This is a genomic window from Rhizobium sp. KNZ14-9A (genome assembly GCF_056755015.1).
This window is the reverse complement of record NZ_JBPGXB010000001.1, coordinates 570,083-581,113: the sequence shown is the minus strand read 5'-3', so window position 1 is coordinate 581,113 and position 11,031 is coordinate 570,083. Positions and strand designations below refer to the sequence as shown.

The 11,031-nt window shown below is 57.2% G+C and carries 9 protein-coding genes and 1 pseudogene; 3 read left to right on the top strand and 7 right to left on the bottom strand.

Annotated features, from left to right (window positions below):
* Positions 1 to 46: 46 nt before the first annotated feature.
* Both ACR9ZQ_RS03020 and ACR9ZQ_RS03015 read right to left on the bottom strand, forming a co-directional pair.
* Positions 47 to 2,443, bottom strand: a complete 2,397-nt coding sequence (locus ACR9ZQ_RS03020) for an FdhF/YdeP family oxidoreductase (protein WP_481426824.1) — start codon at positions 2,441 to 2,443, stop codon at positions 47 to 49.
* An 842-nt stretch (positions 2,444 to 3,285) separates the two neighbouring features.
* Positions 3,286 to 3,543, bottom strand: a complete 258-nt coding sequence (locus ACR9ZQ_RS03015; protein ID WP_310384652.1) for a GlsB/YeaQ/YmgE family stress response membrane protein — start codon at positions 3,541 to 3,543, stop codon at positions 3,286 to 3,288.
* Positions 3,544 to 4,009: 466 nt separating this feature from the next.
* Between ACR9ZQ_RS03015 and ACR9ZQ_RS03010 the strand changes: the two genes are divergently transcribed.
* Together ACR9ZQ_RS03010 and ACR9ZQ_RS03005 are read left to right on the top strand one after the other, a co-directional pair.
* Positions 4,010 to 4,543 (top strand): DUF4142 domain-containing protein, encoded by a 534-nt coding sequence (locus ACR9ZQ_RS03010; protein ID WP_310384654.1) that lies wholly within the window; start codon positions 4,010 to 4,012, stop codon positions 4,541 to 4,543.
* A gap of 722 nt (positions 4,544 to 5,265) precedes the next feature.
* Positions 5,266 to 5,477 (top strand): annotated as a pseudogene (locus ACR9ZQ_RS03005) (IS5/IS1182 family transposase); the annotation flags it as partial.
* A 12-nt stretch (positions 5,478 to 5,489) separates the two neighbouring features.
* On the opposite strand, the gene ACR9ZQ_RS03000 reads toward ACR9ZQ_RS03005, so the two are convergent.
* The 4 genes from ACR9ZQ_RS03000 to ACR9ZQ_RS02985 form a co-directional block, all read right to left on the bottom strand.
* A complete protein-coding gene (locus tag ACR9ZQ_RS03000; protein WP_481426823.1) occupies positions 5,490 to 6,353 on the bottom strand; it encodes an SDR family oxidoreductase in 864 nt (287 codons plus the stop codon).
* 204 nt (positions 6,354 to 6,557) lie between these two features.
* Positions 6,558 to 6,854, bottom strand: a complete 297-nt coding sequence (locus ACR9ZQ_RS02995) for a hypothetical protein (RefSeq protein WP_481426822.1) — start codon at positions 6,852 to 6,854, stop codon at positions 6,558 to 6,560.
* Positions 6,855 to 7,275: 421 nt separating this feature from the next.
* The gene (locus ACR9ZQ_RS02990; protein WP_481426821.1) at positions 7,276 to 7,689 is read right to left on the bottom strand and encodes a hypothetical protein; all 414 of its coding nucleotides are present in this window, start codon (positions 7,687 to 7,689) and stop codon (positions 7,276 to 7,278) included.
* 529 nt (positions 7,690 to 8,218) lie between these two features.
* Positions 8,219 to 8,449 (bottom strand): VOC family protein, encoded by a 231-nt coding sequence (locus tag ACR9ZQ_RS02985; protein ID WP_405049734.1) that lies wholly within the window; start codon positions 8,447 to 8,449, stop codon positions 8,219 to 8,221.
* 321 nt (positions 8,450 to 8,770) lie between these two features.
* Here ACR9ZQ_RS02985 and ACR9ZQ_RS02980 point away from each other — a divergent pair, with 321 nt between their 5' ends.
* Positions 8,771 to 9,037: a DUF6894 family protein gene (locus tag ACR9ZQ_RS02980; protein WP_481426820.1), complete on the top strand. Its 267-nt coding sequence runs from the start codon at positions 8,771 to 8,773 to the stop codon at positions 9,035 to 9,037.
* A 311-nt stretch (positions 9,038 to 9,348) separates the two neighbouring features.
* Here ACR9ZQ_RS02980 and ACR9ZQ_RS02975 read toward each other — a convergent pair whose 3' ends face one another.
* Positions 9,349 to 11,022: a response regulator gene (locus tag ACR9ZQ_RS02975; protein WP_481426819.1), complete on the bottom strand. Its 1,674-nt coding sequence runs from the start codon at positions 11,020 to 11,022 to the stop codon at positions 9,349 to 9,351.
* Positions 11,023 to 11,031 lie beyond the last annotated feature (9 nt).

The following is an 11,031-nucleotide window of genomic DNA, read 5'->3' as shown; positions in this document are numbered from 1 at the left end:
GCGACACGAGCAGGACCTTCACAATCGAGCACCGGAACACGAGGCCTCACTCTACGGACAATTGATCGGATCGACGGAACCGGACCGGCAAGAGCTTGTAGGATGGTGTCTTGGCTTTCGGGTCATGATGGCTCAAAGGAAAGAGCCGGTTCACCTCCGGATAATATGCTGCGCAGCAGCCCCTCGGAATATTGTAGGCGACGAGGCGGAAGCCTCGCACATTGCGGTCGGTTTGACCGTCGATCGCCGTGATTACGTCGACCAGGTCACCGGCAGCGAACCCGAGCGCGGCAATGTCATCCCGGTTGACGAAGAGGACATGCCTCGTACCGTCGACGCCCCTGAAACGGTCGCTGTAACCATAGATCGTCGTGTTGAACTGATCATTCGAGCGCAGACTTGCGAGATTGAGCACGTCGGGACGAGCCGCCGCCTCGCCAAAGTCGGGAAACAGTCGAGGCGGAGTGATGAAGTTTGCCTTTTGATTGGCCGTTACCCATTTGCGCTCGCGCGCCGGAACCGGCCGGGTCAGTCCGCCCGGCTGAAAAAGACGTGTGTTAAAATCCTTAAAGGTCTCGGGATAGGTCTCCTCGATTGCCGCCCTGATAAGCGAGTAGTCCGCAACCCAAGCATCCCATGGCACCTGCCCTTTGGTTAATGTCGCTTTGGCCATTCCCGCAATAATCGCCGGCTCGGAAAGAAGATGGGGACTTGCAGGCTCCACTCTGCCCCGGGAGCCATGGAAATGGGCAACCGAGCTTTCGATCGAGACCGCCTGCGGCCCGCTAGCCTGCCGGTCGATCTCCAGGCGGCCGAGGCATGGCAGGAGATAGGCGATTTCCCCGTGAATAAGGTGACTGCGGTTGAGCTTCGTTGCGATCTGGACAGTGAGGCGCAGCTTCGGCCAGGCCGCCTCCATAGCAGCCGTTTCCGGGATCGCGCGAATGAAATTGCCGCCGAGGCTTAGGAAAGCACGTGTCTGGCCCGATAGGATGGACCGGCAGGTGTCGACCGTGGAATGCCCCTCCCACCTCGGCGGTTCGAATTTGTAGAGTTCCGCAAGCTTGTCGAGGGGAACGAGGGCGGGTTTTTCGGTAATACCAACAGTTCTTTGTCCCTGAACATTGGAGTGACCACGCACGGCACAGATATTGGCCCCTGGTTTGCCGATATTGCCCCGCAAGAGCGCAAGGTTAGCCACCATGTGAACGTTGTCGACACCCATTAGCTGCTGGGTCAGTCCCATACCGTAGACAAGCAGAACCGCATTCGCGTCGGCGTAGGTGCGCGCGGCCTGTGTCATCTGCTCGCGGCTCAGGCCGGAAACTCTCTCCAGCTCCTGCCACGTATGTTTGCGTGCCACGGCCGCAAACTCTTGGAAACCGGCGGTGTGCTCGGCGATGAAATCGTGATCAAGCACATGCTTCTTATCGACAGCTCCAACGGAGGCGGCAAACGCAACCGCTGCAGCGCTATCGCTTCTCGGCTCCGCGTCGGCTCCTGAGACCTTGCTGACATGCAGTTCGTTTTTGGCGTCATCGGCCTCGATCAATGCTTTGCATACGCCAAAAAGCGCAGCGACGTCTCCGCCGTTCCGCACCTGATAATATTCGCTGGAGATCTGCGTCTCCTTCCCGCTCAACATTTCTCCCGGTGCCTGCGGATTGACGAAACGCTCTAGGCCCGGCTCTTTCAGGAGGTTGAAGGTAACAATCTTGACGCCACGATCGACGGCATCCTGTAGATCATGAAGCATTCGCGGCGACGACGTCGACACGTTCTGCGCGATGTAGAAAATGCAGTCGCAGTTTTGAAAATCCGAAAGGATCGCAGTGCCGACGGTCGCTCCGATGCTTTCCGGGAGGCCAACGGAAGTGCTCTCATGGCACATGTTCGACGAATCTGGGAGGTTATTGGTGCCGAAGATGCGGGCAAATAGCTGATACATATAGGACGTTTCGAGTGATGCACGCCCTGAAGTATAAAACTCAGCCTGCTCTGGAGCGACCTGTCGCAGTTCGCGCCCGATCTCGTCGAAGGCAGCCTTCCAACTGACGGGGAGGTATTTGTCGGATAGAGGATCCCAGCGCATGGGGTGGGTCAAACGGCCCTGTTCTTCCAGGTCATGGTCCAGCCAATTCGCAAGTTCCGTCAGCGTGTGGTTTGCAAAGAACGCCTCGTCGGCACGACGTTTTGTGATTTCCCACGCCGTTGCTTTTGCGCCATTTTCACAAAACTCCAATGGGTGCGTTTTTGCCGGCTTGGCCCAGGCACAGCTGACGCACATATATCCGTCTGGCTTGTTCTGGTGGGAAAGCAGAGAGGGTCCGGTCAGCGGAATGTGTTCGCGCAATATGATTTCGCCAACAGACTTCGCCGACCCCCAGCCTCCGGCGGGGCCGCTATCAAATCCAATCTTTGGGTTTTTCGGTCTTGAGGACATCTGGCTGACCTTGGGGGAAAGGGAAATCGTGCCCACTGGGCGGCAATCGAGCCCGAGTGCTTGCTAGAAACCAAAGCGGTTCGGGCAACGAAGAAGCGACAACGACTATGGCAAATGCCAGCTCTGCCAGCTACCGACTGCACGCCAGCCAATGGTGTTCGAGGACGGATGGTCGATCGAGTTTGCGGACCCAACAACCTGCCGGCCTATGTGAGTCTCTATGATCGTCATCGGGCGAAGATCCGTCTCTGGATTGCCCGAGCGCCTGCACTTGGTTATCTGATGATGGTTGTCTTGCATTTAAGGTCTGCCAGGCATGGCTGGTTATCTGTAGTCGGCGTGCAAATAAGCCACAACAGGTCTAGAACGACGTTGGGCCCGCCGAGTTCCTCCGTCATGCATTTTGTCCGCTACCGTACAGCTACCGGGTGGAAGGACTGGAGAGCGGGTTCCCACTTTGTCTCGTGATCAGTTTTCATCAACATCGCAACGCATTCTCTTCTCCGTGCAACACTGGACCCGGGTTTCTTCCGCGCAGCGGAGGCAATGAAGAGAGTGGCTGCTGATCCATGGCGCTTATCCTCCTCGTCGCCATCGCGGCAACCGTTCGGCTGAGCGCGGCTGCCTTTAACTCGAAAAGCAGCGGATCCCGGGCACGACCAATGTCTCCTTTCAAAGTCGTCGCCCAGACCAACACGTTGAGGATCATCAATCACGTAAGGAGCGACAGACCGCCAAGTAGCACTCCACGCCATCGCATTTCTGCCGCCAGACCGTGCGGACTCGCCGACGACCCGATCGGTCCATTCCGGTCCCGCAAAAACGCCGATCCGATTCCTCGATCAAGCCGTTCGCCTAACCATGCGTACAAGCGCGATAAGAATGCAGGCCCCGATAAAACCAGCGACGAGATAGCCCAGCCACCCGCCGAGGACGACCCCGAAAAGAGACAGGAGGAAATTGGCGACGATAGCGCCGACAATTCCGAGCAGGATGTTCATCAAAACGCCCATATTGCTCTTCATGAACATTTCGGCGAGCCATCCTGCAATGCCGCCGATAATGATTGCGGCGATCCAGCCGATACCTGCGTCTTCCATGAGAATTCTCCCTACTGTGTTGAAGCTGAATTGTGACGCGGTGGCCGCCCGAATGATTCACAGGCCGTTGAAATCTTTACGAACGATCAAGGCCGTAACACCGGTATGGGCAATTGGTTCCTCTCGTCACCTATACGGATGATCCATCTCGCGGGATGAGGTCAGCTCCGAGGGCCGCGGACGGCCGGTTGTAGAAGGCGCCTTTCGCCACTCCTCACGAAGTCACGGCAATTGCCCGCTGAAATCGTGACCCTGTTCGTCCTGTCTAGCAAGCATCTGCCACATGTCAAAAACGTGGACGTGAAATCCTCGTTCCATGCCCTCACCTTAATAAAGCAACTCCACATGTCGCTTTTGGATTTATGAGGGGCCTTTGGGGTCTAGCGATCAAAAATCGCATCACTCCGGAACGAAGTCGTCACCAGGAAGTTCAACAGGCTCCACCACCGGCCAATGGAGTTCCCTCATGAAAACTACCTATGTTCTCGCGAGCCTCGCCGTCATGCTTACCTCCCCTGCTCTAGCGCAGTCTGCCGCCGAAAAGACCGGTGTCAACTCGGTGATGGGTGTTGCACCCAAGACAGAGGATTTCGTCACCGAAGCAGCTACAAGCGACATATTCGAGATCGAATCGAGCAAGCTTGCGCTGGAGCGTTCTTCGGACCCCGCGACGAAAACCTTTGCCCAGCAGATGATCACCGACCACACCAAGACGTCTGAAGAATTGAAGGCATTCGTGTCGGGCGGCAAGGTCAAGGCGACCATTCCAGCTGCCATGAGCTCCTCTCAGCAAAGCATGCTCGATGACCTCAAGAAGCTGCAAGGCGATGATTTTACCAAGAAGTATCATTCGGACCAGGAGGACGTGCACGAGGATGCGGTCGATCTTTTCAAACGATACGGCGACGAGGGTGACGATGCCGAACTGAAGGCTTGGGCAGCAAAGACCAGGCCCGCGCTCGAGCATCATTTGCAGATGGCAACAGAGATGAACAAGTAGAAGATCGGGAAGTCTTCTGGCAGCTGTGTGCATCGACGCCTCAGCTGGTATTGAACGCGGGACAGTGCCGGGCGGTTTCGACCTCATTGATGATGTCACGCGGAGGGGTCGGTGCACATCCGCAAGCTATGGGAAGCTGACGACGACCTTCTCGCCCCCGACCTCGCGGGATGGGGGCAGTTCGGCTGGAAAAGCCGATGATAGTGGGCCAAGACGCAGGAGCAGCGGCATTGCCGCGGATCCAGCACCTGCTGGCGCTTATGTGCTCGTTTGATAGTGCTCGGATTCTACGAGTTGGCTTGACCGGACATAGTCAATCCCACGTTTTTCCGCACGTGGTAGCGGGTCGGTTCTACCCTTTCGGTCGACGCGAGCCGCCAGCAGGACGAAAAGTGAAGACAACGTTCCCGGCTCGGACTGGATGCAGCGGTGTTTTCGTACAAGCGACCTCCATCCTTAGAGCGGCGGCGAACCGGTGTCCAAAGCAAGGTCGCGAACCCATAAAACTGATGGCGCGAATTCGTCCTAGCGAGGTGCTTGTTCGCTGAGTTCTCCGCCAGACTGTGATTGAGGAGCAGAGCGGCTTTCCTGGCGAGATCAGCGGATTCTGAACGGATTACAAGTACCAGCGGCTCGCTGTCATCGCTAGGATCGACATCGACGCGCTCCTCACATTCCGGGCGGAGGGCAACGGTCAGTTTCGTCCAGCCACCGACCGCGCGCCGAACATCCCAGCGAAATCCAATCGGAAGTGAAAACCCCGCTCCAGCAAAACGGCTCTACCGCGAGCCCAATCTAATCGAGCGGTTCTTCTCCAACTGAACCACTTCCGCCGGGTTGCCACGCGCTACGCAACCTCGCCGCAAACTTGCTTGCTATGGTCAAACTCGCCTCAATGCGGCTGGGGCTGCGCGCTTATGAGTCTACGACCTAGCTGCCCCAAATCTTAGATCATGATCTCGCCGCCGGTGACAGGAACGATGGCGCCGGTCATGAAGCTTCCGAGATCGGACGCCAGTAATACATAGGCGCCGGCGAGCTCCGCCGGTTGCCCGGCTCGCCCGATCAATGTCTGCTGTCCGAACTTCGCGGCCTTTTCTGCGGTCATGGTCGAGGGTATAAGAGGCGTCCAAATGGGACCTGGCGCTACCGCATTCACGCGGATGCCTTTCTCGGCGACCATTTCTGCAAGTCCTGCCGTAAAATTGGAGATAGCGCCTTTCGTCGACGCGTAAGCAAGAAGCTGAGGCGACGGTTGACGCGACTGTATGGACGTTGTGTTGATGATAGAGCTGCCAGGTCGCATGTGCGGGATCGCAGCCTTCGACAGGAAGAAAGGTGCATAGATATTTGTGCGGAAGGTTTTATCCCACTCTTCCACCGGAATTTCGGAAATGTCCGCGTAGGTGCGCTGGAAGGCAGCATTATTGACGAGAATGTCGATCGCCCCGAGCTCTCGAATTGCCCGCTGAACCAGGTTCTCGCAATGACCTTCGGAGGTGATATCGCCCGGCGCGACGATAGCTTTTTGACCTGCTTCTTTCACCCATCGAGCGGTATCTTCCGCGTCGTCAATTTCATCAAGAAACGATATAAGAATATCAGCGCCTTCGCGAGCAAAGGCGATCGCGACTGCCTTGCCGATTCCGGAATCTGCGCCGGTGATGAGAGCCACCTTGCCCTTCAATCTGCCGTTTCCTTCATATGAATGCTCCCCGTGGTCGGGGATAGGCTCCATCCTAGCTGTCTTGCCAGGCGGCTCCTGCTTTTGCTTCGGGTACGGCGGGATCGGTCGTCGTTCTTCGCTCATTGGGACCTCCTGTTCGTAGCGTCGAATCAACCTCCACGAGGCGTAACGGTTCCGTTGCTTCCGTGACTTCTGCAGCCTTAAAGTTTCGGGCCGGAGCGCGCGGCGATAGGGAAGAACTGCGGTCGCCATGCGATCATTGCGCAGATCGTCCTGAAAGATCCGTCCTTCGCGCAGCGGCAAGAAACAATTGAAGCACTTTGTCGCTCAAGCCACCGAATTCGAAGAGGAAGGCGATGCGGTTGTCGGTGACGTTTCTTCCAGCCCTTCAACGCGAACTTCTGCAAGCCCTTCGACTGACGATCCAGCGTCTTCGACTGCGTCGTTTGCGACGTTGAAGGTCGCAACCTGAACCATCATTTCCTTCGCGCGCCGCACGGCTGCAGCGTCCTCCAATCCATCGGAGGCCAGCACGACGGAAATGAGCTCGCCGCCTTCGCCTTTGAATTCAACTGTGGTTTTGCCGTCGGATTGACCGACGACATTCGTTCCAATGATCTGCATATCAATCTCCTTCAACGTCCGGTGAATGCGGCCACCAGCGATTGGTTCCGCCACAGTTGGATTCCATACGCGACCCGCTACCCTCAAACGCAGGCAAAACAAGGCAAAACCCCTCTCGCCACTCGCGGACGGGCGCCGTAAGAAAGCTGAAGCGCCTGACGCACAGATTGCCTGCACCTGATGCGCGCGGTCTGATGAATGCGGATTGAAGTCATTCGCTGGGGGGTGCGACCCTCGCCAGGAAGGATTATGCCTATCATGAACCGAGGTGCCGAGGGATATCGCCTTCGTTTTTAACAACGCATGATCGACTGCATGGCCTTGCCGACAATTGGCAAGGCCGCTTTGCAGGGATGACACCGAGTTTGGTCACCCTTTATTTTAGGCGCCGGCGACTATGCTTGCCGACGATCAGGAAAATTCATCCACTGCGATGGCGTACCCTGCCGTATAAAGTGCCAAGATCATCCAGCATGCGCTCGTAGCGCGACCGAGGCGGGGGCGACCTCAGCCCAGCAATGGCGAAAGCGACCGCACCGACAAGCACAGCGACGGTCATCAGGCTGGAGACAGGATAGAGCTTCACGGTGGCTTCAGTCTGTCGCGCCGCCTGACGGGCTCCCCCTCTGATCTTTCCGGAGGCCTCCGCGACCTGTTTGCGAAGGGCGTCCAATTGCTTGCGCAGGGCTCCGATTTCCTCCTCGGCATTGAACCCAGGCTGCGGCGGGATGCCGACCGATCCCACATTCGTATCGATTATGGCACGCGGCACGGGCTCGCCGAGTTTCGCGCCCCCCGAGATAAGCGAGGCCGTTTGGTTTTTTTGGGCTGGCATAATGTCTCTCCGTACTTGCGGGTGCAATCGATTAGCGCACCCTTGCATCGAACAAAGACGCCGCTTCACAGCTGTTTGTTCCATCGTCCGCGATTCCGGGTGCGAACAGTCCTGGGGCCATGTCACCGGCTTGTCTTTGTCGAGGCCGCGACAGCATTTCATGCGAGGCGTTCACCCGGCATCGTAGAACAGCGTTTATCTGCGAGAGAAATGACAAAAGCCCCCGCAAGGGCGTGCGGGGGCTTTTAGGTCTTTAGGACCTGTCACCCTCGTACGGGTTGGGGGCGTGCGTTTGAGTGACGGATATCAACTTTCTCCACCGCGGTCGGTTCCGCGCCTTGCAGATATTTTCGTGAGGGTAGTGTCGAAGGGGCGCTAGTAAGGGATGAAGGTCATCGGGTGGCGCGTCGTGGTCAGCTTTGCTTGCGTGGAAAACATGAACTCGACGCCAGCCGGATCCCAACCCGCCAATGCAGAGATCACCTGCCAACGATCGCTAAAATCGCATATTGGATACGATTTTTTCCTCCTAAAGGGGCATGTCGGCTGCGGTGCCATGAAACACCGCCTCGATGTTATTGCCATCAGGATCAAAGACGAAGGCTGCAAAATATCCTTGATGGTAATGCCGAAAGCCTGGACCTCCGTTGTCCTTGCCACCAGCCTCGAGCGCGATCGAATGGAAACGAACAACACTTGCCATATCTGTTGCACGAAACGCGAGATGCAACCGCGAAACGTGGGTATTGGCCTTGTCCACCCACAGTTCTTCACAGGCAAAATGTGACTTGCTCTCCGAACTGAAGCTTCGCCCCAATGCAACAAGCGCTGCGCGATAGAACGGCGGCTCGCTTCAAGGTCCGCGACCCGTATATGGACATGGTCGATCAGGGCGATTTGCAGGGTTTGCATCGGCGCGGCCTCCTTCGCAGGACATGGGCCAGAATTCCGTTCGTCAATCGCGGTTCCCTTAACCCGCGATCGGTCCGGGGCAACGCTGGATCATAGATCGGTATCAGCTTCGAGATCGGAACGACTATCGGGCAATGGCGTTCATGTTTACCGACAGGGATGGAACCAGATGACGACATATTACTTCGCGGTGCAGGACCTCGACGAGGAATTCGACGGCGACATAGGGTTGGATCTGCCCGACCTTCCCTGCGCAATCATCTATGCACGGCGGGCGCTGTCCGACATGGCACTGGACGGTATTCCTACCGTCCCCGGAGCTCGGCAGGCCGTGACAGTTCTCGGTCCGGACCGAATTCCCATTGCCATCGTCAGCTTGCGCATTTCAATTGATTGGTGCGATGCAAAGGGTGCTGTGATGCCAGGCCCAGAGTGAATTCTTGCGCCAACCAACGCTCAAACCATGGTGGGGACCCTAGAACTGCCGTTCGTCTAGCCCGCACGCAACTATCGCTGACCGATTTCAATACGAAGATTGCGCCCGGGCGGAAATGCGCAGGATTCGATTACAGCGACGGTCTAACAGCAAGCGACGTGTTCATCTTTTCCCCTGCGCGAAATTAGGGTTTTGCTCCGGCAGCGTCTCCACTACCTCCCGTTCAGTCGCGTTCTCGGACCCACGCAAACGGAGCCGGTGCCTGCGGTACCAACAGGCAGCCGGCGTCTTCGCCCGACAGGATGCAGTTTTCAGGCCACGGCGGCCCTGTCCATGAACGCTCGTTCAATCGCCGTCTGGAGTTGTTCTTGGGTAAATGGTTTGGTCATCCGTATCATGCCATGATATGCGGAATCCTCTGGAAGATCGGCGTAGCCTGACGCAAGAATGACCGGGATTCCGGGATAGGACGTAAAAATGCGACGCGCCAAATCGGCCCCTGTCATTCCGGGCATAGCGTGATCGGTAACTATTAAATCGCACCCGTCCCCTCTTTCCAGCACGAGCATTGCCTGTGAAGCTGAAGCTGCCTCGACAGTGACGTGACCCAGGTCCTCCAGCATCGCGACGGTGCCCATCCTGACCAGCATGTCGTCGTCGACCACAAGAACCCTGTGCTGTGCGAAGGTGGAGTGGGCCGTATCAGACATAACGGCTTCAGGCGCCCGGGCACCCTCCTCGATCTGCTCTGCCACAGGCAGCCAAAGGGAAACGGTTGTTCCTGATCCTTTGCTGCTGAAGATCTGGAGGACACCCCCCGACTGCGCAGCCAGTCCATGCACCATCGATAGGCCGAGCCCGGTACCCTTGCCGATTCCTTTGGTTGTGAAGAAAGGTTCTGCGGCGCGGGCAAGCGTCGCCTCGTCCATGCCCTCACCGGTATCGACGACGGAAATGTGCAGAAACCGGCCGCCTTTAAGTGTCGCGGGTGGGTCTTCGTCGGCTGCGGCTTCTATTGTGACGCTCCCACCGTCTTCCATGGCATCTCGGGCATTGACGAACAGGTTGAGCAAAGCAAGCTCAAGCTGATTTCGATCAATCAGGACCGGCGGAAGTCCTGCCGGAATTTTTGTTTCAAAGGAGATCCGCGGTCCCACTGCCTTACCCAACAGATCTTCGACGTCATCGAACAGCCTTGCAAAATCGATTGCCTGGGGTTTCAGATCCTGGCGCCGGGCGAACGCCAGTAGCCTTTGTGTCAAAGCCGATCCCCGCTCCGCGGCCTGCAGGGCATTCATGATGAGACGTTCGCTCCGCTCATCGTCCGGCAAGCGTTTCTTCAACAAGTTCAGGCTGCCGAGGATCGCCATAAGCAGATTGTTGAAATCATGTGCAACCCCACCGGTCAACTGTCCAATCGTGTCAAGCTTCTGGGCTTCAAAAAGCTGCGCGAGGGCTTCTTCCCGCTCGCGGGTCTTTTGCTCGATGCGCTGCTCTAGCTCTTCATTGAGTTGACGCAGCTGTGCCGACGATGCTTCGAGTTCGGCCGTCCTTTGAAGGACCCGCGCCTCGAGGTCGGAATTCAGCCCCTCCAGCTCCCGGGTTTTGCGATGGAGATCGGCAAATACCCGGACCTTGGCGCGCAGCACTTCAGGGACGATTGGAACCGACACATAATCGACGGCTCCAGCCTCGTATCCACGCAGACGGTCCGGCTCCGCCATCATTACGGCCGAGACGAATATGATAGCGGTGTTTTGATAGCGAGGATGTTCCCTGATCATGCTGACCAGCTCGAAACCGTCCTGTTCAGGCATGCAGACATCGACCAGGATCACGGCGATTTCGGATCGCAACAGATGTTCGAGCGCCTCGCGGCCCGATTGCGCCTTAATAAGGTTCTCGCCGAGGTCCTGGAGGATGACCTCGTAGCTGAGTAGTTTCGCGGGCTGATCATCCACCAAAAGGATGTTCACGGACTTCATGGCGAACTC

Bases quoted from the DNA above. Each gene is read 5' to 3' on its own strand.
- ACR9ZQ_RS03020 (WP_481426824.1), bottom strand. From the start codon at position 2,443: ATGTCCTCAAGACCGAAAAACCCAAAGATTGGATTTGATAGCGGCCCC.
- ACR9ZQ_RS03015 (WP_310384652.1), bottom strand. From the start codon at position 3,543: ATGGAAGACGCAGGTATCGGCTGGATCGCCGCAATCATTATCGGCGGC.
- ACR9ZQ_RS03010 (WP_310384654.1), top strand. From the start codon at position 4,010: ATGAAAACTACCTATGTTCTCGCGAGCCTCGCCGTCATGCTTACCTCC.
- ACR9ZQ_RS03000 (WP_481426823.1), bottom strand. From the start codon at position 6,353: ATGAGCGAAGAACGACGACCGATCCCGCCGTACCCGAAGCAAAAGCAG.
- ACR9ZQ_RS02995 (WP_481426822.1), bottom strand. From the start codon at position 6,854: ATGCAGATCATTGGAACGAATGTCGTCGGTCAATCCGACGGCAAAACC.
- ACR9ZQ_RS02990 (WP_481426821.1), bottom strand. From the start codon at position 7,689: ATGCCAGCCCAAAAAAACCAAACGGCCTCGCTTATCTCGGGGGGCGCG.
- ACR9ZQ_RS02980 (WP_481426820.1), top strand. From the start codon at position 8,771: ATGACGACATATTACTTCGCGGTGCAGGACCTCGACGAGGAATTCGAC.
- ACR9ZQ_RS02975 (WP_481426819.1), bottom strand. From the start codon at position 11,022: ATGAAGTCCGTGAACATCCTTTTGGTGGATGATCAGCCCGCGAAACTA.